This window comes from Erythrobacter dokdonensis DSW-74 (assembly GCF_001677335.1).
Classification (GTDB): Bacteria; Pseudomonadota; Alphaproteobacteria; order Sphingomonadales; family Sphingomonadaceae; genus Erythrobacter; species Erythrobacter dokdonensis.
Genome location: NZ_LZYB01000001.1, coordinates 331292 through 352379 on the forward strand (window position 1 = coordinate 331292; position 21088 = coordinate 352379).

A 21088-nucleotide genomic window follows, 5' to 3' on the forward strand; every position below is an offset into this window, starting at 1 on the left:
CCAGTTTGCCGATAGGCTGGCGCCCAGGCAAGGTATCGGGAGAGAGTGGAATGGCACGACTTGCATTCAGGATGCTCGCACTGGGCGCGGCGCCTCTTGCGCTGGCCGGGTGCATGGGCGCAGGCGCTCCAATCCCTTCGGCATCGACGCCGATCACCCAGACCGAAGCGCAGCAGGGCGCGCAATATCATCCGCAATTTCTCGCCCAGTTCGGCGGCGCGATGAGCGGGCCGCAGGCGGCCTATGTCGAACAGGTCGGCAAGAATATCGCGGTCCAGTCCGGCCTCGGCAACGCGCGCGAGAGTTTCACTGTCAGCCTGCTGAATTCGCCCGTGCATAATGCTTTCGCGGTGCCGGGCGGATATATCTACACCACCCGTCAGCTGGTGACGCTGATGAACAACGAGGCCGAACTTGCGGCGGTGCTGGGCCATGAAGTCGGCCATGTTGCGGCTCGCCATTCGCAGCGGCGACAGCAGGCGGCGCAGCGCAATTCGATCTTTGGTCTGCTGGGTGCGATCGGTTCCTCGATCCTGCTTGGCGATTCGGGATTTGGCGACATGCTCTCGCGCGGGTTCCTGCAAGGATCGCAACTACTGACGCTCAGCTTCTCGCGCTCGCAGGAGCTGGAGGCCGATGACCTTGGCATCCAGTATCTGTCCCGCGCAGGCTACGACCGCAGAGCGATGGGTACGGTGCTGGCAAGCCTCGCTGCGCAGAACTCGCTCGATGCGCGGCTTCAGGGCCGCAATGCAAGCGTGCCCGAATGGGCCTCTACCCACCCCGATCCGGCCAGCCGGGTGCAGGGTGCGCTGGCCAAGGCAGGCGCGGCAACCGGCGGTGTCACGAATCGCGACACTTTCCTCACCCGCATCGACGGATTGCTTTATGGTGATGATCCGAAGCAGGGGCTGATCGACGGGAGCCGCTTTATCCATCCCGAACTGCGTCTGTCCTTCACCGCGCCCCAGGGGTTCTACATGGTCAACAGCCCGAGCGCGGTCAGCGTCAACGGGCAGGGCGGCCAGGCGCAGCTGACGCTCGCGGCCTACAACGGCAATCTGGAAACCTATGTGCGCGAGCAATTCACCGCGCTCGGAGGGCAGAACCGCAGCCTCGCGCCGCAGCGCCTGCAGCGCACGACGATCAACGGCCTTCCCGCCGCCTATGGCGAGGCGCGGGTCAACAACGGCCAGTCACAGGTTGATGTGATTGTTTTCGCTTATGAATTCGCCCGTGACCGGGCCTATCACTTCATCGCCATCGCGCCCGCCGGCCGCGCCGGGGTGTTCAACCCGATGTTCCAGTCGATGCAGCGGATCTCTGCGAACGAGGCTGGGGCGGTGGTGCCCAAGCGGCTGCAGGTGGTGACGGTGGCGCGCGGCGATACAGTGTCAAGCCTCGCGCGGCGGATGGCCTATCCCAATGCTCAGGAAGAACGCTTCAGGGTGCTCAATGCGCTGGGCAGCCGCGACCAGCTGGTGCCGGGGCAGAGGGTCAAGCTGGTAGTGCGCGCGCGCTAGAATCGGCGACCCAAGCCTGCAATACGCGGTCGCCCGATATGCGCGGACGCCAGACAAACAAAAAGCGGCGGGGACGAGCCCCGCCGCTTCTTTTTTTTCGGGCTAAAATTAGCCGTTCTGGGCCTGGTTGTTTTCCAGGGTGGTCGACACACCGTTGAAGGTGTTGCCGAGCTGGGTGCCCAGAGCCTGCATGCCGACGATGGCGGCCACGGCGATGAGAGCGGCGATCAGGCCGTATTCGATGGCGGTCGCGCCCTGTTCGTCACGAAGAAGCTTGTTGATGAAGGTCATTGGTAGTCTCCTGGTTTCGGTCTTCAGTACCCTTACCGTTCCGCTTGGCCCGGCCCGGTGATCGGATGATTAAGTGGCAGCTGTTGAGAAATTCCTAACGCGGCTTTTTATTCCGCAACTCAGGCCCCCATTGCTTCCAGCGATTCAGTCTCGATGTGGTCCCACATTTCCAGGGTCTCGCTCGCGACGGCTTGCATCGACACCAGAATGGCAACCACGATAAGGCTGACGATCAGGCCGTATTCGATTGCGGTGGCACCAGACGTATCGTCCTTCATGGTCCTGAAAAAGGTCGTCAACATACTGAGTCCACCTGTCTATTGCGGTCTGACGTCCCAAAAATCGTGCCTGCGGGTTAAGAAAAGGTTGATGAGCAGCTGATGGATGGAAAAAAAACCGACGCTTGCGAATGCTGGATCGCGGTGGTGGCGGGCGCCTTGCAAGGCAGTGATGGCCGGTGGCTGATGCACCGGCGGCCTGCGGACAAACATCATGGCGGCCTGTGGGAGTTTCCCGGCGGCAAGGTGGAACCGGCTGAAATCCCGAAGAAAGCATTGATTCGCGAATTGCGGGAGGAGCTGGGAATCACCTGTTCGCCGGAGTGTATCAGCCCGGCAGGATTTGCCGGGACCGATATCGCAGAGGCGGAACCGGCACTTGTCATACTGCTTTACACCGTCACCGGCTGGCATGGCGAACCGGAGGCGCTGGAAGGCGGTGCGATCGGCTGGTTCACGCCCGCAGAGATCGCCGGCCTCGCCAAGCCGCCGCTCGACTGCGAACTTGCAGAGCGGCTGTTCCAAAATCTCTGAAAGCCCGCAAACGCCCCTTGCCAAGGCCAGCTGACGCCCCTATGTGCCGCCCCTCAGTGCGCACCCGTAGCTCAGCTGGATAGAGCACCAGACTACGAATCTGGGGGTCAGAGGTTCGAATCCTTTCGGGTGCGCCAACAACGCCCGCTCCTCGGCCGAGGGGCGGGCGTTGTCGGTTCTGGCTGACCGCTCAATCCTCGACGCCGTCCTCCAGCGCATGCATGTCCTCGTCCGACAGGCCGAAATGGTGTCCGGCCTCGTGGATGACCACATGACGCACCAGTTCGGCAAAGCCGACCCCGGTCTCGCGCATTTCGGCCAGCAGGGGTTGACGAAACAGGCTGATGACCGGCGGCATGCGCTCGTGATCCCATTGCGATTGTTCAGTCAGGGCGACGCCTTCGTAAAGTCCGGTCAGTTCCCAACGATCCTCGATCCCGACGGCGGCGAGCTGTTCGGCAGAGGCGAATTCCTCGATTCGGAGAACCACGTCCGCGAGGTGTTCGCGAAACGCGCCCGGAAGCCGGCCGAGGACTGCGCGAGCTGCGCTCTCGAAATCGGCGGGGCTGGTCACGCTCAACTCCTTTTTCCTGGCGCCGCAGGGATGAATTGCGACAATTCACGCCTACATTGGTATTATGGGGCCCGGCTCCAGCGAGGCAACCGGTAAGGTTCAGGGCAAATTCCTGCGGAACGTCAGGCGGCCTTGACGGTTAACGTCACGCAAGTTCGACACATGCGGGATGAGGGGTCGCTAACGCTCTTCCCGATCGGCGAGGAAAGATCGACAAAGATGAATTACGTTTGCGCCCACGACGACGAGTTCGACCCGGACAATCCGCTGGGCAAACCCGATGTGCCCGAGCATGTGCAGGACGCGATCCGCACCTTGCTTGAATGGGCGGGCGATGATCCGACGCGTGAAGGCCTGCTTGACACTCCCAAGCGGGTGGGCCGCGCGTGGCTCGAATATTGCGAGGGCTACAAGGAAGATCCGGCGATCCACCTGACGCGCCAGTTCGAGGAGGTCGGCGGCTATGACGAGATCGTGCTGCTCAAGGACATTCCTTTCCAGTCGCATTGCGAACACCACATGGCGCCGATCACCGGCAAGGCGGCGATCGCCTATTTGCCGAACAAAAAGGTCGTCGGCATCTCCAAGCTCGCACGCGTGCTGCACGGTTTCGCGCATCGCCTGCAGATACAGGAGCGCCTCACCGCCGAAGTCGCACAGTGCATCTGGGATAATCTCGAACCCCACGGCGTGGCTGTGGTGATCGAGGCGCAGCATGGTTGCATGACCGGGCGCGGGGTCAAGACTCACGGGGTCGAGATGGTGACCAGCCGCATCCTCGGCTGCTTCATGGATGACCATCGCAGCCGCAAGGAAGTCATGAGCCTGATGGGCTACTGATCGGCGCGTTCGACAGCAAAGATTTGCGATAAGGGTGAAAGCGGCATAGCTTGGCTTTGGGGATCAATCTTTTCGTCTGCTGAAGGAGCTCAATGATGGTTCGCACGACTGCCTCTCGTCTTGTCCTCGCCGCCGCGCTCGCCAGTGCGCTGGCTGCCTGTTCGAGCGAAACGCCCACCGACGCGCCCACCGCGACCGAAGAGCCGGCAGTGCTCAAGGAGCGGCATGACAATTTCGAGGCGATCGGCGATGCCTTCAAGGCGGTTCGCGGCGAGTTGGAGAAGGACGCGCCCGATTTTGCTCTGATCGCTGCCAGCGCAACCGACATCAACACCCGCGCGCAGAAGATCGAAGGCCATTTCCCTGCAGGGACCAGCGTGGATGACGGTTACGACACCGAAGCGCTGGCGACGATCTGGGAAAAGCCCGAGGAGTTCAAGGCTGCTGCCCAGAAGCTGGTCGATGAAAGCGCCAAGCTGGCGACCATCGCAGGCGAGGGTGACAAGGCGGCAACCGGGGCTCAGGCAATGGCGATGGGCGGTGCCTGCAAGGGCTGCCACGACAACTTCCGGCTCGACGACGAGAAGTAACTCCCGATGAACGAGTCGTCCGGCCAGCCCAGGGCGCTCGCACCCGATGTCCGGGTGTGGGATCCGCTGCTGCGACTCGCCCACTGGAGTTTTCCGTTGCTGATCGCCGCGATGTGGTGGACGGCGGAAAACTCCAAATGGGCGCTGCACCGCAGGATGGGGCTGGCATTGTTCGGCATTCTTGCCCTTCGCGTGCTGTGGGGCTTTCTCGGGCCGGAGACGGCGCGGTTCTCGCAATTCGTCAAAGCGCCGGGCAAGGTTCTCGCCTATCTGCGCGGGGACCGCAGCGTTGGTCCGCAGATTGGCCACAGTCCGCTGGGCGGCTGGAGCACCATCGCCCTGATCGGGGCGATGATGCTGCAGGTCGGAATGGGTCTGTTTGCGGGTGATCCCTATGACGGCATGACCGGGCCATTGAACCCGCTGGTCGGGGTCATGACCGCCGACACCATTACCGAACTGCACGAGACGTTCTTCTGGGTGCTGGTCGCGATGATCGCGTTGCATCTGGCGGCAATCACCTTCTACGCGGTGAAGGGCGATGATCTGCTCAGCCCGATGGTGGGCGGGGCGCGCCCGCCGATGGCGCAAGTGGCAGGAATTGGCCCTACGCCATGGGCGCGTGCTGCGCTGGCGGTCGGGCTTGCGGCAGGTCTTGCTCTGTGGGTAACCTATGGCGCGCCGCCGCTGACCTGAGAGCGATTGGCGGGGCACGAAAAAGGGGCGCTTCCCGGATCGGGAAGCGCCCCTTTTCGGTTGATTGCGGCTAGCGGATCAGAGCTGGCCGAGCATATACTCCGCGCTCGACACCTTGAAGTCGCCCGGCTCCTCGACATTGAGGTGCTCGACCACACCATCATTGATCACCATCGAGAAACGCTGCCCGCGCTTGCCCATGCCGAAGCCCGAGGCATCCATCGTCAGGCCCAGCGCCTCGACGAAATCGCCGTTGCCGTCGGCCAGCATGGTGATGTCGCCGCTGCCCGCCGATGCATTCCACGCGCTCATCACGAAGGCATCATTGACCGCGGTTCCGACGATTTCATCGACACCCTTGGCCTTGAGGTCGGCAGCCTTCTCGACAAAGCCCGGCAGGTGCTTGGCCGAACAGGTCGGGGTGAAGGCACCCGGGACCGAAAACAGCGCGACGCGCTTGCCGGCGAAGTAGTCGGAAGCCTTGACCTGCTCGGGCCCTTCGGCGCCGGCCTTGATCAGCGTGACATCGGGAAGCTTGTCGCCAACGGAGATCGTCATGTGCTTGCTCATCCTTGCATGAGGGGGAAAACCGGGCCGTCGTATAGCGCTTCCCGCGCCACGGGCAACAAATAGACATATAAAGATAAGTTTATATTTGCCTCCCGAGCGGCGCGCGGCTAGGGGCTGGCGGCAGGATTACACCCCCATTGCGTGCGCTTGACGCAGGAGACAGACACATGGCCACTCTCGCCCCGACCCAGGAATATGTCATCAAGGACATCGCGCTCGCCGATTTCGGCCGCGACGAGATCCGCATCGCCGAAACCGAGATGCCCGGCCTGATGGCGCTGCGCGAGGAATATGGCGCGTCCCAGCCCCTGAAGGGCGCCCGCATCACCGGTAGCCTGCACATGACCATCCAGACCGCCGTCCTGATCGAGACGCTGGTGGCTCTGGGTGCCGAAGTGCGCTGGGCGACCTGCAACATCTTCTCGACCCAGGACCATGCCGCAGCCGCGATCGCCGCACGCGGGATCCCCGTTTTCGCCATCAAGGGCGAGACGCTGGCCGATTACTGGGACTATGTAGGCCGCATCTTCGATTGGTCCTCCGAGGCCGATCCCGACCTCACCGCCAACATGATCCTCGACGATGGCGGCGATGCCACCATGTTCGCCCTGTGGGGTGCGCGGATCGAGGCGGGCGAGGAAATGGGCGAGCCCACCAATGCGGAAGAAATCGAGTTCCAGCGCGCGCTCAAGGCCTTTGTCGCCGCCAAGCCCGGCTACCTCACCAAGACGGTGAAGGCGATCAAGGGCGTCTCGGAGGAGACCACCACCGGCGTGATGCGCCTCTATCAGATCGCCAAGCAGGGCAAGCTGCCGTTCCCCGCGATCAACGTGAACGATTCGGTCACCAAGTCGAAGTTCGACAACCTTTACGGCTGCAAGGAATCGCTGGTCGACGCGATCCGCCGCGCGACCGACGTGATGCTGGCCGGCAAGGTCGCCTGCGTCGCGGGCTATGGCGATGTGGGCAAGGGTTCGGCTGCCAGCCTTCGTGATGGCGGTGCCCGCGTGATGGTGACCGAGATCGATCCCATCTGCGCCCTTCAGGCCGCAATGGACGGCTTCGAGGTCGTGACCATGGAGGACGCCGTCAAGCGCGCCGACATCTTCGTGACCGCTACCGGCAACGAGGACGTCATTACCGCCGAGCACATGATGAACATGAAGCCGATGGCGATCGTGTGCAACATCGGCCACTTCGACAGCGAGATCCAGATTTCGGCCCTTTCCAACTACGACTGGAAGGAAATCAAGGAAGGCACCGACCTCGTCACCTTCCCCGATGGCAAGTCCATCCTGATCCTCGCCAAGGGCCGCCTGGTAAACCTCGGCTGCGCGACCGGCCACCCGAGCTTCGTGATGAGCGCGAGCTTCACCAACCAGACGCTGGCCCAGATCGAGCTGTTCACCAAGGCTGACGAATACGAGAACGACGTTTACGTCCTGCCCAAGCACCTCGATGAAAAGGTTGCCGCGCTGCATCTTGAAAAGCTCGGGGTGAAGCTCACCCAGCTTTCGCAGAAGCAGGCGAGCTATATCGGCGTGCCGCAGGCAGGGCCGTTCAAGCCCGATCACTACCGCTACTGATCGGCCCCGGTGAGCGGGGTTGTGGCTTCAACAGCTTAACCCCGTTGCACTGACGCATCAGCGCGCATAGCTGGTGAGAGATGGATGTCTCGCCGCTCTCGCTTGTGCTGATCGCGCTGGTGCTCGCTGCCTGGGTGGCGGGCGCTGCGCTGGTCATCCTGCGAGCAAGCGCGGGCAAGAAGCGCGCCAAGGCGCTCAAAACCAGTGTCCGGCGGATGCAGACGCTGCTGGATGTCGCACCGGCAGTGCCGCTTCTGGTCCGGGTCGATGGACGGATCGAGGCACCCGACCGGCTTGCCCGCTTGCTCGGCTTCAAGACAGTGCCGAACTACCTGAGCGAGCTCGCCGCTGTCGAGGGTGATCCACAGTCCGGGGGTTTTGCGCCGGACCAGCTGGAGCAACTCTGGGGCAATATCCAGACCACCCAGAAGAGCGCCGCGCCTTTCCGGATGGCACTCAATCCGCCCGGATCAGGGCGCAGTCTTGCGCTTTACGGCACGCTTGCCGATCCTCAGGTCTCCCCGGCTGGCGCGGCTCTGGTATGGGTGTTCGACTTCACCGAGAGCCACGCTGAAATGGCCCGCCTGCGGGCCGCTGCCGCACGTGCCACCGGCGATTTTGCCGCGCTGGTCGGCCTTATCGAGGCTGCCCCCATGCCGATGTGGTTCCGCGGCAGCGACCTTTCGCTCCAGCTGGTGAACCAGGCCTATGTCGATGCTGTCGGGGCAAGCAATGCGGCCGAGGTGGTGCAGGGACAGATCGAGCTGCTCGAACCTGAAGACGGCCGCACCCCGGCAGAGATTGCGGGCGATACGCTCCAGAGCCAGGAAAAGTCCGAACGCCCGGTTGCGGCTACCATTCACGGCGCGCGGCGCACATTGCGGGTCTCGGACCTGCCGCTCGGCCAGGAAGGCGTGGCAGGCTATGCCATCGACATCGAGGAACAGCAGCAGGTCGCGCGCGAATTCCGTGCCTTCCGCGAGGCCCAGCGCACGCTGCTCGACCAGCTCTCGGTCGGGGTGGCGCAGTTCGATGCCGAGGAACGGCTGGTGTTTGCAAACCGTCCCTTCCGTCGCCTTTTCTCGCTGACTGACGAGACGATCGCCGCGCACACGCCGTTCGAGCGTTTTCTGGCGGAGGCGCGCGAGCGCGGACGGACGCCGGAAGTGCGCGACTTTCCCGAGTGGCGCCGCGAGCGTGCGGGCTGGTTCGAGGCGCGGGCGACGCTGGAAGAGGCCTGGCCGCTCCCGGGCGGCACGCATCTCAGGATTGTTGCACAGCCGCTCCCTGATGGCGGACTCGTCCTGATTGCCGAGGACCGTACCGAGCAGCTCGCGCTCTCCGCTGTGCGCGATACCCTGCTGCGCACCCGTACCGCCACGCTCGATAGCCTGTTCGAGGCGCTGGCGATCTTCGCGCCCGATGGATCGGTGCAGCTGTGGAACCGCAGTTTTGCAGGCACCTGGGGGCTTACTCCCGAACTGCTCGACGCCCATCCCAGCGCCGATGAGCTGCTTGGTGCGATCGGGCGTAACCTGGTGAACCCCGAAGAGGTGGCTCTGATCGGTGCGGCGGTGCGTGCGGCGACGCTCGACCGGCGCGAAAAGGGCGGGCAGGTGGAACTCGCCGACGGGCGCACCCTGCGTTTTGCCGGTGTGCCGCTGCCCGACGGCAACGGCCTTCTCACCGTGCTCGACATCACGGCCTCGCAAAAGGCCGAGCAAGCCTTGCGCGAGCGTGCCGAAGCGCTGGAGGAGGCCGATGCGGTCAAGGCGAAGTTCCTCGCCAACATGTCGTACGAATTCCGTACCCCGCTAACCACGATCGGCGGCTATGCCGAACTGCTCAAGGCGGGCGTGGCGAGCGATCCCGAGGCTGCAGGCGAATATGTCGATGCCATCCTCAGCGCGGTCGAACGCCTGACCGAGCAGGTCGAGAACGTGCTGGACCTGTCGCAAAGCGAGGCGGGCCTGCTGCCGATCCGCAAGGAGCGCCTCGACTTGCTCGAATTCCTGACGAAGCTGGTGCGCGAACGCGAGCAGGCGATCATCGCGGCGGGTCTCAGCCTCGACCTCAAGGGCCGTCGCGGGCGGATCGTCGACGGCGATCCACGCCAGCTTGGTCGTGCACTGGGCAATCTTGTCGACAACGCGATTGCCGGCACTCCCGATGGCGGTCGGATTATTATCGAGATCAGGAGAGCACCGGAAGGGGCGGACTGGGGCATGGAAATCAGTATTGCCGACAATGGGCGCGGCATGACCTCGAACGAGTTGTCACGCGCCCTTGGCGGATTGGCCGCCGGCAAAGACGGAACGCCGGAACGCCGGACCGGACTGGGTATCCCGCTCGCCCGCCAACTGATCGAAGCGCATGACGGCACGCTGGAAATTGCCAGCCGCAAGGGCGCCGGTACCACCGCGACGATCCGTCTACCGTGAGCAGCACGCGCGAGACCTTGCCCGATCTGGCGGCGATGGCCGCGTATGGCGCGCGTATTGCCCGCCGGCTGCGACCGGGCGATGTGGTCGCGCTCGAAGGCGGGCTGGGTGCGGGCAAGACCACGCTCGCCCGCGCGATCCTTGCCGCGCTCGGCCATCGGGGCGAGGTTCCTTCGCCGACTTTCACCATCATCGAGACCTATGATGCGCCGCCGCTGAGGCTGCCGGTGGTCCATGCCGATTTCTATCGGCTCGAAAGCCCTTCGGAGCTGCTGGAAATCGGGCTCGACGACTATCGCGAAGGGGCAGCGCTGCTGGCCGAATGGCCCGATCATGCAGGGGGCTTCGATCAAGAACCGGGGTGCCTTGCCATCACGCTCGAACCGGCCGGAGAAAGCGGGGAAGGGGGGCGGATTGCGATTGCCCGCGCTGGGCAGGATTGGGTAGGGCGGATGCCATGAATCAGCTGCCGGAGGGTCTCGCCGAATTTGTCGCCCGCTCGGGCTGGGCCGGTGCGCAGATCGAGCCGCTGCCGGGCGATGCCTCGTTCCGGCGTTATTTCCGGCTGCGGCGTACCGGTGGCGAGAGCGCCATGCTGATGCACGCGCCGCCGCCGCACGAAGACCCCTCGCCGTTCCTGCATGTAGCGGGTTGGCTCAATGGCAACGGGATGCGGGCACCTGCCATCCTTGCTGCCGAGCCTGAGGCAGGCTGGGTGCTGACCGAGGATTTCGGCAATGACCGGATGCGCGACTGGCTCGACCTGAACCCGGCGGACGAGCGCGCGGCCTATGAAGCCGCGGTGGAGGCGCTGGTTGCGCTTCACCGCCTGCCGCCCGGTCCCTTCGCGCCCTATGACATGGCGGTCTATGCGCGCGAAGCGGCGCTGTTCACTGAATGGTATTGCCCCGCGCAAGGCCTCGATGTCGATGCCGCGGCCTATGCGGCGGCGTGGGAAGAAGTGCTTGCCCCGCTGTTGGAACGCCAGAGCCCCGGCGTCACAGTGCTGCGCGATTATCACGCCGAAAACATCATGCTGCTGGATGGCAAGGCTGACGCTCCGCAAGGGCTGATCGATTTCCAGGACGCGCTGGTAGGGCACCCGGCCTATGACCTTGTCTCGCTGCTGCAGGATGCAAGGCGCGACGTTGCGGAGGACCTCGAGACTGCGATGCTGCTCCATTACGCGCAGCATGCCGGCGTAGCGGATGAGGATTTCCTGGCCGATTACGCCCGGCTCGGCGCGCAGAGAAACGCCAAGATCGTCGGAATCTTTACGCGTCTGAACGCGCGCGACGGCAAGCCGAAATATCTCTCCATGATTCCGCGCGTCTGGGCGGCACTCGAACGTGATCTGGCGCATCCGGCGCTCGGCCCGGTTGCGGACTGGTTCGATGCCAATATCCCGGCCAGCCTGCGGTTCGCCCACGGAGCCTTTGGATGAGCGGCGCGCTCGTCTCCGACACCGCGATGGTCCTCGCTGCCGGGCTGGGCAAGCGGATGCGGCCGCTGACTGCAAGCCAGCCCAAGCCGATGGTGCGTGTCGCGGGCAAGCCGCTGATCGATCATGCGCTCGACCGGCTCAAGGAAGCCGGCGTTGCCAGGGCGGTGGTGAACGTCCACTATCTCGCCGATGCGCTCGAGGCGCATGTAACAGCGCGCAAGACTCCGCAGGTGACGATCTCTGACGAGCGCGCGCTGCTGCTCGAAACCGGCGGGGGCATGATCAAGGCGCTGCCCGGCCTGCCCGATCCCTTCTTCGCCCTGAACGCCGACAACATCTGGCTCGACGGGCCGAACAACGCCTTTGCCGATCTGTCACGGCGCTGGGACCCGGACCAGATGGACGCGCTGCTGCTGGTGGTGCCGCATGCGCGGGCGGCCAATTTTTCGGGGCCGGGCGATTTCCATATGGATCCGCTAGGCAAGCTGGCGCGCCGCCGCGACGGGCGGATCGCACCCTTCATCTATACCGGTATCCAGCTTGTCTCGCACCGCTTGCTGCGCGATGCGCCGAAAGGACCATTTTCCACCAACATCCTGTGGAACCGTGCGATTGACGAAGGGCGGCTTTTTGGCCTGTCCTTCGGCGGGCTGTGGTTCGAGGTCGGCACGCCGCAGGCGATCCGTCCGACCGAGGAGGCCTTGCAGCGTGGCTGAGCCGCGCCGCACCGGTCCGCTGGTCTATTCGATTGCCGCGCATCGCGGATTTGCCGATGCGCTGGTGGCGGGGCTGGTGCCGCGCTATCGCGAAGAGGGCTTCGGCCTTGCCCGTTTGACGGTGCTGGTACCGTCAAGCCGTGCCGCGCGCACGCTCTCGGAAGCCTTCATCCGCCATGCCGGGGAGACGGGCGCGGTCGGGCTCCTGATGCCGCGCATGGTGGCGGTGGGCGATCTTGATCTCGACGAAAGGCTGGGTGCGGCACTTGATCCGCTGGGGGCTGCGGAGATACCGCCAGCTTGCGATCCGGTGGCGCGCTGGCTGGCGCTCGACCGGCTGATTGCCGAGGAACGCGACACCCAGGAGATGGAGCCGTTGCCGGGCCGCGCGCGGCTTAATCTGGCGCGCGAAATGGCACGTACTATCGACCGGCTGCTGGTCGAGGAAAAGGCGCCGGAGGACCTGCTGAGCGATGCGGTGCTCGACCAACTCGGCAATCTTGCAGAGCACTGGAAGCGGTCGATCCGTCTGTTTGCGCGGGTCAACACGCGCTGGCAGGCCGAACTTGAGGCGCGCGGCGAAGTCGATGCCGCGACGCGGCGCAACCTGTTGTTCGACCGCGCGGCGAAGCTTTGGAAAGAAAGCCCGCCGCCACACCCGATCATTGCCGCTGGCGTCACCAGCGCCGCGCCTGCATTGGCGCGGTTGCTGCGGGTGATCGCCGACTTGCCCGAAGGCGCGGTGATCCTGCCCGATCTCGACCGCGAGATGAGCGACGAGGCTTGGGCGGAAATCGGTCGTGCAGGTGCATCGGACGAGCCGGGCGGGGCGGTGTTCGGGGCCGAGGACGCGCTGACCCACCCGCAATATCACCTCAAGCTGCTGCTTAACCGGATGGGTGTGAACCGCGCAGAGGTGCAGCCGTGGCACCGGCGCGGGATCGCAGCGGCCGAGCCCGCGCGCAGCCGCGCGATCTCCTCGCTGTTCCTGCCCCCGCAGGCGAGCCGTTCGTGGATTACCCTCGACGCCGACCGGCGGCGTCTTTCGGGTGTGCGCCTGATGACCAGCTCGACGATCGAGGAGGAGGCACAAGCTATCGCCCTGCTGGTGCGTGAGGCGCTGGAAGAGCCGGAAAAGCGTATTGCCGTCGTCACTGCCGACCGGGGCCTTGCGCGCCGGGTGGTGCAGCATTGTGAGCGCTGGAATATTGCCGCCGACGATTCCGCCGGTCGGCCGCTAGCCCTCACACCGGCGGGGCGTTTGTTCGGTCTGCTGGCCGAGCTTGCTTCGCATGGCCCTGATCCTTCCAATCTGGTTGCCGCCTTCGCCCATCCGCTGGTGCGCGCGTGGGACAGGGAGGCGCGGCGCGACTGGCTGAAGGGATTGCGCGCATTCGACCGGCAACTGCGCGGGCCTTCCCCGGCGCCGGGTATGGCGCCGTTGCGCAAGGCCGCGAAAGAAGCCGGAGCGGCCGACTGGTGGGCGGAGGCCGAAGCGCTGGTCGCTCCGCTCGCTGATTGGCCCGTGCAGATCCCGCTCGCCGAGGCGCTTGGCCGACTTGCCGATGCTGCCGAAGCCTTTGCCCGCACCGCCGTGTGGGAACGCGAGGATGGCCGCGCGCTCGGCACGATGACCGAGGAACTGCGCGGCCATGCGGCGGCGCTCGGAACCACGATCGAGACGGCGGACCTCGCCGGGATCTTGCGCGATTGCATGGACGCGGTGGCGGTGCGCTCGGGCTACGGCGGACATCCGCGTGTTGCCGTCTATGGTCTGCTCGAAGCGCGCATGGCACGGGCCGATCTGGTGATCTGCGGCGGCCTGAACGAAGGTTCGTGGCCGCAGCCGCCGGGGGCTGACGCGCTGCTCGCGCCCGCGATCCTGCGCGCGCTCGGCGTGCCGGGAGCGGAGTTCCGAATCGGTCTTGCGGCGCACGATCTGGCCGGGGCTCTGGGTGCTCCGCAAGTGGTGCTGAGCCGCGCCTTGCGCGATGCCGAGGGGCCGACGCTGCCCTCGCGTTTCCTGCTGAGGGTCGAAGCTTTGTTGGGCGAGGATCTGGAAAGGGAGCATCGCGAAACACGTATCCCCGCGCTGCTGCCGCATCTCGACCGGTTGCGCCCGATTGCCAAGCCCTATCCGCGCCCCGCACCCGATCCCGCGCCGGATTTGCGCGACGTGGCGATCAAGGTGACCGCGCTCGACCGGCTGCTGGGCGACCCCTACCAGTTCTATGCGCAGGCGATCCTTGGCCTCAGGCAATTGCAGCCGCTCGCCGCAGATCCCTTCAGTGATCCGGCACTGCGCGGCACGCTGGTCCACGACATCCTCGACCAGTGGCACAAGGCGCGCATTGCCGGTCCCGATGTCGCGCTTGCCCCGTTTGCCGCCGCGCATTTCAAGGCCGAGCGCGTTCATCCCCTGTTCCGCGCGCTGTGGCAACCGCGCCTGATCGCTGCGCTTGAACGGTTTGAGCAATGGATCGCTGTGCAGGAGGCCGAAGGGCGTGTGGTGTTGGCGAGCGAGATTTCGGGCGTGATGGAGGTGAACGGGGTGAAGGTCATGGGCCGTGCCGACCGGATCGACCGTCTTGCCGACGGCAGCCTTGCGATCGTCGATTACAAGACCGGCGCGCCGCCCCCCAAGAAGCAGGTGACCGCCGGTTATGCGCTGCAGCTCGGCCTGCTCGGCCTGATCGCGCGGGACGGGCGCTTTGCGGACAAGGATACCGGAAAGGTCGTTACCGGCACGCCGACGCGGTTCGAGTACTGGTCGCTTGGCAAGGCGAAGAAGGAAGATGGCTTCGGTTACCGCGAAACCCCGATGAAGCTCTATGGTGCCCGGACCGGTCTGCTGCCCGAGAATTATCTGACCTTCCACGCCGACAAGCTGGGCGAGGCGATCCGCGACTACATCAAGGGCCGCACGCCGTTCCGCGCGCGCGAGAACCCCGATTACCAGGGCTACAATGAATATGACCAGCTGATGCGGCTGGAAGAATGGATCGTGCGCCTGTCGGGCAAGGAGGACGCGGCATGAGCGGCGGCAACGGCCTTGTCTTCCCCTTGCAGGACAACCAGCGTACGGCGGCGGAGCCGGAAGAGAACGTCTGGCTCTCAGCCTCGGCGGGGACAGGCAAGACGCAGGTGCTCTCCGCCCGCGTTCTCAGGCTCTTGCTGCGCGAGGATGTCGAGCCTTCGCAGATCCTGTGCCTGACCTTCACCAAGGCGGGCGCGGCGGAGATGGCGAACCGCATCAACGCGGTGCTGGCGCGCTGGGTGCGGCTGGACGCGGGCACGCTCGCCAAGGAGCTGCGCCATCTCGGCGCAGACATCAGTCCCACCACGCAGGAGCGCGCGCGCAGCCTGTTCGCCAGTGTGCTGGACTGTCCAGGCGGCGGCCTCAGGATCGACACGATCCACGCCTTCGCACAGTTCCTGATCGGGAATTTCCCGGAGGAAGCGGGTCTCGCGCCCGGCACGCGGGTCATGGATGACCGCAGCCGCGAATTGCTGGCGCGCGAGGTACTTTCCGACATGGTCGAGGAGGCCGAGCGCACCAATGACGTGGCGGTGCTCGATGGTCTTCAACACTTCACCACGCGCAAGGACCCGGCCAGCCTGCACAAGTGGCTGATGCGCGCCGCCGGAGCGCAGGAATTATGGGAAGGGCCGGGAAGCTGGCAACCGCCGATGGCCGCGCGGGTGCGACAGATGCTCGATATGCCCGCCGATGCGGACGCGGTCTGGGCGAGCGAGCCGCTAGATCCCGACATCTTCCCCGATGGCGAGCTCATGGCCATCCTCGCCGCACTGCGAGCATGGGGGAAGCCTTCGGGCGATAAAGCGATCGCCGGAATTGAGCGGTGGCTGTTGCTCGATAAGGCAGCCCGCGCAGACTCGCTAGATTGCCTTATCGGTGGGGTGCTCAATGCCGAATTGCTCCCCAATGGCAACCTGCGCCACGCCGCCAAGGTCGATCCGGATTTCATCGCGAACCAGCAGACAATCAGCGATTCCATGGTGCGATTCGAGGAACGCCGCGCCCTAATAGCCTGCGCCGAGATCGTCACGTCATCGCTCGAGATCGGTCGCGCCTTCGCCATCCGCTGGGAAGCGAGGAAGGCGCGAGAGGGGCTGCTCGATTTCGGCGACCTCATTCGCAAGGCTGCAGCCCTGCTGTCCGACCGCGAGGCTTCGGACTGGATCCGCTACAAGCTCGACCGCCATTTCGACCATATCCTGATCGACGAGGCGCAGGATACCAACCGGAGCCAGTGGGATATCGTCGAGGCACTGATCGACGATTTCTTTACCGGCGAGGGCGCGCGCGGCGACAAACTGCGCACGATCTTCACCGTGGGCGATTACAAGCAGGCGATCTTCGGCTTCCAGGGAACCAGCCCGGAAAACTTCGCCCGCGCCAAGGAGCGCATCCACGCCCGAATCCGGGCCGCACAGGACGGCATTCGCGCCAGCCGCACCAACCGCCGCGAGCCCGGCTGGCAGGATCTCGACCTTGGCCAGTCGTTCCGCTCCGCCAATATCGTGCTCGACTTCGTCAACCGCATGATCGACCTGCTCGGCTTTGGCGAATTCGGCCTCGACACGCCGCCCGCCCCCCATAAAGGCGCCGATCGACCCGGCCTCGTGACACTGTGGCCGCCGGTAGTGCCGGAGAAGGGTGAGGGTGAAGCCGAAGCGGAAGAGGATGACAGCGAGGAGACCGAGCGCGACTGGCTGCCCCGCCACGACACCCTGCTGGCCGAACGCATTGCCGAGCAGGTGAAGCGCTGGCTGACTGAAGAGCCTTTCGTGCTCGAGAAGGGCACCCGGCGCCATGCGCAGGCGGGCGATATCATGGTGCTGGTGCGCCAGCGCAAGGAGCTCGCCGCGCAGATCGTGGCCAAACTCTACGCGCGCGGCGTGCAGGTGGCGGGGGTCGACCGGCTGCGGCTGGGTGCGCCGCTGGCGGTGAAGGACGTGCTTGCCGCCCTGCGCTTTGCCGCACAGCCGCAGGATGACCTGAGCCTTGCGAACCTGCTCGCCTCGCCGCTGATCGGCTGGACGCAGGATGATATCCTCGCTCATGTCCCGCGCGCGCCGAAGCAGCGCCTCTGGGAACACCTGAAGCGCGAGGACGCGCCGCCGTTCGTCGCGCAGGCGGCCGACCGGCTCAAGGATCTGCTGCGGCGAGCCGATTACCAGACCCCGCAGGCGCTCATATCATGGGTGCTCACCGGATCCTGGGAGGGCCGCGCACGGCTGGTCGAGCGGCTTGGCAGCGAGGCCAATGACCCGCTCGACGAACTCCTCAACGCGGCCTTCGCCTACGAGGCCGAGCACTGGCCGAGCCTTGCCGGATTCCTGACCTGGTTCGACGCGGGGACGGGTGATCTCAAGCGCGATTCGGACAGCGCGAGCGGGCAGGTGCGGGTGATGACGGTGCATGGCTCCAAGGGGTTGCAGGCACCGATCGTGATCCTTGCGGATGCCACCGGTGCGCCGGGCGAAGCGGGCGAGCTTGCGCTGGAAGACAATCCCTTCGGCCTTGGCCCGGAGCGCCTGCGCGAGGTCCCGCTGCCACCGCTCGGCAAGAACGAGAAGGCAGGCCGGATCGCCGAGGCAGAGGAGGCCGCGAAGTCCGCCGCGATGCAGGAACATTGGCGGCTGCTCTACGTCGCGCTCACGCGGGCGGAAGAGGCGCTGTTCATCGGCGGATCGCTGAACAAGAAGGAAGCGAGGAACGGCGTCCCTCACGAGGATAGCTGGTATGCCCGCCTTGCGCCGCTGTTCGAAGGCGAGGAACTGACCGATCCGGTGTGGCACTGGCGCAAGGAATGGGGGCATCGTGCCGAGCCGCTGGTGCCGGATGATAACACCGGAACGGGCAAGGACGGCGCACCCCGACTGCCGCGCTGGATGCTGGCGCCCATCGGCCCCGAACCGCGCCCGCCACGCCCGCTCGCACCCTCGGCGGCAGGCGAGGAGACGGGCTCCGAGCCGCCATTACCGCCCGATGCAGGCCGCAACGCGGCGCGGCGCGGGAGCCTGATTCACAAGCTGCTTGAACGTCTGCCCGATGTTGCACCCGCCGAGCGCGAGGAGGCTGCACGGCGCTGGCTCGAGCGGCAGGCGGGGGATCTAGCGGCCGAACTGCGTGATGAGATGTGCGCTGCCGCAATGGGGGTGCTCGACCACCCCGGTTTTGCTGCGCTTTTCTCGCCCCGCGCGCTGGCGGAGGTGCCGCTCGCTGCGACAGTCGAGGGCGTCGTGGTGGCTGGCATCGCCGACCGCCTTGTGATCGAGCAGGAGCGCGTCACCGTGGTCGATTTCAAGACCACTCGCCGCCCGCCCGCCAGCGCTGCCGACATTCCGGTTGCGACGCTGCGCCAGATGGCGGCCTATGTCGCCGCTCTGGAGGCCATCTATCCCGGGCACGAGGTGCGCGCAGGCGTGCTCTACACCCATGCCCCGGTGCTGTTCGATCTCGCGTCCGATGACCTCAAGTTACACAAGAACGCTTTGCAGGCGGCGCAGCAATCCTTGTCGCTGCCGGATATTGAGTGAAAACCGCTCCGCACTAGATTGCATTTGAGCCCCGTGCGCCCCTATGTTCGCGGGCAAAAGGAGATAGTCGAATGGCCACCGTCAATGTCACCGATGCCAGCTTCCAGGCCGATGTGCTGGACAGCGATACCCCTGTGCTGGTCGATTTCTGGGCTGACTGGTGCGGCCCTTGCAAGATGATCGCTCCCGCGCTCGAAGAGATCAGCGAGGAACTGGCCGGGCAGGTCAAGATCGCCAAGGTCGACATCATGGAGAACACCGATATTGCCGCGCAGATGGGGGTACAGTCGATCCCGCTGATGGTGCTGTTCAAGAACGGCCAGCCCGTCGCCCGCAAGGTCGGCGCCGCGCCCAAGAGCCAATTGAAGGGCTGGATCGAAAGCGAGTTGTAGGCGTCAGCCCGTCACCCGCCCGACGAATTCGTCCCAGATCGCCGGGCTGGACGCGCCGACGAGCCCCGGCTTGCCGTGCTCGTCCACCCGGTATTCGCTGCCGTCGAGCCGCGCTGCCTTGCCGCCCGCCTCATTGAGCCACAAGACGCCTGCCGCGTGATCCCATGCATAAGTGCGCTTGAAGCTGGAAACGTCGTTCTCCCCGAGCGCGAGGCGCGGATATTGCTCCGCAGCGCAGCGCGGGATGTCGACCAGCGTGTAGTGCGGCGCGAGCTTAGCATCGACCATTGCCGATTGTTCGGGGGTTAGAAAAATGCGGCTGACAGCGGTGACCGGCTGATCGGCTCCGGTGGTGCGCGCGGCGATTTTCTCGCCGTTCACGAAGGCGCCTTCGCCGCTGCGGGCGTGACAGAAGCGGTCCTTGACCGGGTCATAGATCCACCCTGCCACGGCTTGGCCCGCATCGGCCAGCGCGACGATGATCCCGAACGGCTCCTTGCCTTCGGCGAAGTTCGCCGTGCCGTCGAGGGGATCGATGATCCAGCATTGACCTGAAAGGTGATCGAGAACGGCGGGATCGGCATGGGCTGCTTCCTCGCCCACCACCGCGACGCCCGGAGCAAGGCGAGTGAGGGCTTCGGTAAGGAAGGCTTCGACTTCGCGATCGACCACGGTCACCGGATCGTCCGCACCCTTCATCTCGACCTCGTGCGCGGCAAGCTGGCGGAAGCGCGGCAGCATCGAACGCTGCGCGGCAAAGCGCATCAGGTCACGGATTTCGTCATCCAGCGCGCTCATGATCGGTAATCCGCGTTGATGGCGATGTAGCCGTGGGTGAGGTCGCAGGTCCAAACGGTGGCGCTGCCTTCACCCAGTCCGAGGTCCACCGCAATGTCGATTTCCTCGCCCTTGAGATGTAATGCGACCGGCGCTTCGTCATAGCCCTCGACCGGCACGCCGTTCCTCGCCGTCCAGATGCCCCCGAAAGCGATCGAGAGCTTGTCGCGGTCGGCCGGTTCGCCTGCCTTGCCCACCGCCATGACCACGCGGCCCCAATTGCCATCCTCGCCCGCAATCGCAGTCTTTACCAGCGGCGAATTGGCGATGGCGAGGCCGATGGTGCGCGCGCTGGCATCGCTCACCGCGCCGCTTACCCGGATGGTGATGAACTTGCGCGCGCCCTCGCCGTCACGCACCACGAGCTGCGCAAGTTTGCGGCAGACGTTGGCCAGTGCGGCAGCGAAAGCATCCGCGCCGGGACTGTCCCAGCCTGAAATTCGGGCATTGCCCGCCTTGGCCGTGGCGAAGACCATCACCGTGTCGCTTGTCGAGGTGTCGCCGTCCACCGTGATGCAGGAGAAAGTCTGGCGATTGGCGCGCTCCAGCACTTCCTGGAGGAAGGCAGGCGCAACGTCCGCATCGGTGAAGACGTAGCCGAGCATGGTCGCCATGTCGGGCGCGATCATGCCGGAGCCCTTGATGATCCCGGCAAGTTCGACGCGGGTCTCGCCTACCATCGCGCTCGCGCCCGCGCCCTTGGCAAAGGTGTCGGTGGTGCCGATCGCGTTCGCCGCGTCTTCCCAACCGCAGGGTTCGGCCTCCAGCGCGGCTGCGATCCCGGCGCGCGCCTTGTGCTGAGGCAGCGGGACGCCGATTACTCCGGTCGAGGAGACGAACACCTGCTCTCGCGGGCAGCCCAGTGCCGCGCTCGTTTGCGCCATGATCGCTTCCACCGCCTCGCGCCCGCGCCAGCCGGTGAAGGCGTTGGAATTGCCGGCATTGACCACCAGCGCCCGCGCATGCCCCTGCGTGACGTTGGCCTTCCCGAGTTCGACTTCGGACGAGGCGCAGGCACTTTTGGTGAAAACACCCGCAACGCTGGTGCCGTCGGCCAGTTCGGCAAAGGTCAGATCGGCCCGGTCCCAGTCCTTGTAACGCGCCCGGGCAACGCGCAGGGTTACCCCCGCAATCGCGGGCAAAACTGGGAACGGAAGGGCGAGGGGCGAAGGGTCGATCTGCATGATGAGCGCCTCTAGGCCGGGGATG

General features: G+C 65.3%; 19 protein-coding genes and 1 tRNA gene. 14 read left to right on the top strand and 6 right to left on the bottom strand.

What is annotated here, in order from left to right:
* Nucleotides 1-50 precede the first annotated feature (50 nt).
* Nucleotides 51-1523, top strand: coding sequence for a M48 family metalloprotease (locus tag I603_RS01620; RefSeq protein ID WP_068862070.1), 1473 nt, complete (start codon nucleotides 51-53; stop codon nucleotides 1521-1523).
* 108 nt (nucleotides 1524-1631) lie between these two features.
* On the opposite strand, the gene I603_RS01625 is transcribed toward I603_RS01620, so the two are convergent.
* On the bottom strand, nucleotides 1632-1814 hold the full coding sequence (locus I603_RS01625) for a Flp family type IVb pilin (protein ID WP_068862071.1): 183 nt from the start codon (nucleotides 1812-1814) through the stop codon (nucleotides 1632-1634).
* Nucleotides 1815-1933: 119 nt separating this feature from the next.
* Nucleotides 1934-2092 carry a Flp family type IVb pilin gene (locus I603_RS01630; protein ID WP_232305214.1) on the bottom strand — a complete coding sequence of 53 codons (159 nt, stop codon included), beginning with the start codon at nucleotides 2090-2092 and terminating at the stop codon, nucleotides 1934-1936.
* A 102-nt stretch (nucleotides 2093-2194) separates the two neighbouring features.
* Between I603_RS01630 and I603_RS01635 the strand changes: the two genes are divergently transcribed.
* Entirely contained in the window at nucleotides 2195-2626 is a 432-nt protein-coding gene (locus I603_RS01635; protein ID WP_068862073.1) for a (deoxy)nucleoside triphosphate pyrophosphohydrolase, read from the top strand.
* Between the two features lie 60 nt (nucleotides 2627-2686).
* Nucleotides 2687-2763, top strand: a tRNA-Arg gene (locus tag I603_RS01640).
* Between the two features lie 53 nt (nucleotides 2764-2816).
* On the opposite strand, the gene I603_RS01645 is transcribed toward I603_RS01640, so the two are convergent.
* A complete protein-coding gene (locus I603_RS01645) occupies nucleotides 2817-3206 on the bottom strand; it encodes a metallopeptidase family protein (RefSeq protein WP_068862074.1) in 390 nt (129 codons plus the stop codon).
* 213 nt (nucleotides 3207-3419) lie between these two features.
* Here I603_RS01645 and folE point away from each other — a divergent pair, with 213 nt between their 5' ends.
* The 3 genes from folE to I603_RS01660 all read left to right on the top strand — a co-directional run bounded on the left by folE (nucleotide 3420) and on the right by I603_RS01660 (nucleotide 5326).
* The gene (folE, locus tag I603_RS01650; RefSeq protein ID WP_068862491.1) at nucleotides 3420-4040 is read left to right on the top strand and encodes a GTP cyclohydrolase I FolE; all 621 of its coding nucleotides are present in this window, start codon (nucleotides 3420-3422) and stop codon (nucleotides 4038-4040) included.
* 92 nt (nucleotides 4041-4132) lie between these two features.
* Nucleotides 4133-4630: a c-type cytochrome gene (locus tag I603_RS01655; protein WP_068862075.1), complete on the top strand. Its 498-nt coding sequence runs from the start codon at nucleotides 4133-4135 to the stop codon at nucleotides 4628-4630.
* Nucleotides 4631-4636: 6 nt separating this feature from the next.
* On the top strand, nucleotides 4637-5326 hold the full coding sequence (locus tag I603_RS01660) for a cytochrome b/b6 domain-containing protein (protein ID WP_068862076.1): 690 nt from the start codon (nucleotides 4637-4639) through the stop codon (nucleotides 5324-5326).
* A gap of 78 nt (nucleotides 5327-5404) precedes the next feature.
* Here I603_RS01660 and I603_RS01665 read toward each other — a convergent pair whose 3' ends face one another.
* Nucleotides 5405-5884: a peroxiredoxin gene (locus I603_RS01665; RefSeq protein ID WP_068862492.1), complete on the bottom strand. Its 480-nt coding sequence runs from the start codon at nucleotides 5882-5884 to the stop codon at nucleotides 5405-5407.
* A gap of 179 nt (nucleotides 5885-6063) precedes the next feature.
* Here I603_RS01665 and ahcY point away from each other — a divergent pair, with 179 nt between their 5' ends.
* The 8 genes from ahcY to trxA all read left to right on the top strand — a co-directional run bounded on the left by ahcY (nucleotide 6064) and on the right by trxA (nucleotide 19042).
* A complete protein-coding gene (gene ahcY, locus I603_RS01670; protein WP_143736728.1) occupies nucleotides 6064-7482 on the top strand; it encodes an adenosylhomocysteinase in 1419 nt (472 codons plus the stop codon).
* Nucleotides 7483-7562: 80 nt separating this feature from the next.
* The gene (locus I603_RS01675; RefSeq protein WP_068862078.1) at nucleotides 7563-9923 is read left to right on the top strand and encodes a PAS domain-containing sensor histidine kinase; all 2361 of its coding nucleotides are present in this window, start codon (nucleotides 7563-7565) and stop codon (nucleotides 9921-9923) included.
* Nucleotides 9920-10384, top strand: a complete 465-nt coding sequence (gene tsaE / locus I603_RS01680) for a tRNA (adenosine(37)-N6)-threonylcarbamoyltransferase complex ATPase subunit type 1 TsaE (RefSeq protein ID WP_084439760.1) — start codon at nucleotides 9920-9922, stop codon at nucleotides 10382-10384. Before I603_RS01675 ends, tsaE begins: the two co-directional genes overlap by 4 nt.
* A complete protein-coding gene (locus I603_RS01685; protein WP_068862079.1) occupies nucleotides 10381-11367 on the top strand; it encodes an aminoglycoside phosphotransferase family protein in 987 nt (328 codons plus the stop codon). Before tsaE ends, I603_RS01685 begins: the two co-directional genes overlap by 4 nt.
* The gene (locus tag I603_RS01690; protein ID WP_068862080.1) at nucleotides 11364-12083 is read left to right on the top strand and encodes a nucleotidyltransferase family protein; all 720 of its coding nucleotides are present in this window, start codon (nucleotides 11364-11366) and stop codon (nucleotides 12081-12083) included. The genes I603_RS01685 and I603_RS01690 overlap by 4 nt, the downstream gene beginning before the upstream one ends.
* The gene (addB, locus tag I603_RS01695; protein WP_068862081.1) at nucleotides 12076-15120 is read left to right on the top strand and encodes a double-strand break repair protein AddB; all 3045 of its coding nucleotides are present in this window, start codon (nucleotides 12076-12078) and stop codon (nucleotides 15118-15120) included. The genes I603_RS01690 and addB overlap by 8 nt, the downstream gene beginning before the upstream one ends.
* On the top strand, nucleotides 15117-18650 hold the full coding sequence (gene addA / locus I603_RS01700) for a double-strand break repair helicase AddA (RefSeq protein WP_068862082.1): 3534 nt from the start codon (nucleotides 15117-15119) through the stop codon (nucleotides 18648-18650). The genes addB and addA overlap by 4 nt, the downstream gene beginning before the upstream one ends.
* 71 nt (nucleotides 18651-18721) lie before the next feature.
* Entirely contained in the window at nucleotides 18722-19042 is a 321-nt protein-coding gene (gene trxA / locus I603_RS01705; RefSeq protein WP_068862083.1) for a thioredoxin, read from the top strand.
* 3 nt (nucleotides 19043-19045) lie between these two features.
* Here trxA and I603_RS01710 read toward each other — a convergent pair whose 3' ends face one another.
* Both I603_RS01710 and argJ read right to left on the bottom strand, forming a co-directional pair.
* A complete protein-coding gene (locus tag I603_RS01710; RefSeq protein ID WP_068862084.1) occupies nucleotides 19046-19840 on the bottom strand; it encodes an inositol monophosphatase family protein in 795 nt (264 codons plus the stop codon).
* The gene (gene argJ / locus I603_RS01715; protein WP_068862085.1) at nucleotides 19837-21063 is read right to left on the bottom strand and encodes a bifunctional glutamate N-acetyltransferase/amino-acid acetyltransferase ArgJ; all 1227 of its coding nucleotides are present in this window, start codon (nucleotides 21061-21063) and stop codon (nucleotides 19837-19839) included. Before argJ ends, I603_RS01710 begins: the two co-directional genes overlap by 4 nt.
* Between the last annotated feature and the right edge of the window lie 25 nt (nucleotides 21064-21088).

Excerpts from the sequence above, each read along its gene's own strand:
- I603_RS01685 (WP_068862079.1), top strand. The coding sequence starts at position 10,381 with ATGAATCAGCTGCCGGAGGGTCTCGCCGAATTTGTCGCCCGCTCGGGC.
- I603_RS01620 (WP_068862070.1), top strand. The coding sequence starts at position 51 with ATGGCACGACTTGCATTCAGGATGCTCGCACTGGGCGCGGCGCCTCTT.
- argJ (WP_068862085.1), bottom strand. The coding sequence starts at position 21,063 with ATGCAGATCGACCCTTCGCCCCTCGCCCTTCCGTTCCCAGTTTTGCCC.
- I603_RS01665 (WP_068862492.1), bottom strand. The coding sequence starts at position 5,884 with ATGACGATCTCCGTTGGCGACAAGCTTCCCGATGTCACGCTGATCAAG.
- ahcY (WP_143736728.1), top strand. The coding sequence starts at position 6,064 with ATGGCCACTCTCGCCCCGACCCAGGAATATGTCATCAAGGACATCGCG.
- trxA (WP_068862083.1), top strand. The coding sequence starts at position 18,722 with ATGGCCACCGTCAATGTCACCGATGCCAGCTTCCAGGCCGATGTGCTG.
- I603_RS01710 (WP_068862084.1), bottom strand. The coding sequence starts at position 19,840 with ATGAGCGCGCTGGATGACGAAATCCGTGACCTGATGCGCTTTGCCGCG.
- I603_RS01690 (WP_068862080.1), top strand. The coding sequence starts at position 11,364 with ATGAGCGGCGCGCTCGTCTCCGACACCGCGATGGTCCTCGCTGCCGGG.
- addA (WP_068862082.1), top strand. The coding sequence starts at position 15,117 with ATGAGCGGCGGCAACGGCCTTGTCTTCCCCTTGCAGGACAACCAGCGT.
- folE (WP_068862491.1), top strand. The coding sequence starts at position 3,420 with ATGAATTACGTTTGCGCCCACGACGACGAGTTCGACCCGGACAATCCG.
- I603_RS01660 (WP_068862076.1), top strand. The coding sequence starts at position 4,637 with ATGAACGAGTCGTCCGGCCAGCCCAGGGCGCTCGCACCCGATGTCCGG.
- I603_RS01625 (WP_068862071.1), bottom strand. The coding sequence starts at position 1,814 with ATGACCTTCATCAACAAGCTTCTTCGTGACGAACAGGGCGCGACCGCC.
- I603_RS01630 (WP_232305214.1), bottom strand. The coding sequence starts at position 2,092 with ATGAAGGACGATACGTCTGGTGCCACCGCAATCGAATACGGCCTGATC.
- I603_RS01655 (WP_068862075.1), top strand. The coding sequence starts at position 4,133 with ATGATGGTTCGCACGACTGCCTCTCGTCTTGTCCTCGCCGCCGCGCTC.
- I603_RS01635 (WP_068862073.1), top strand. The coding sequence starts at position 2,195 with ATGGATGGAAAAAAAACCGACGCTTGCGAATGCTGGATCGCGGTGGTG.
- I603_RS01675 (WP_068862078.1), top strand. The coding sequence starts at position 7,563 with ATGGATGTCTCGCCGCTCTCGCTTGTGCTGATCGCGCTGGTGCTCGCT.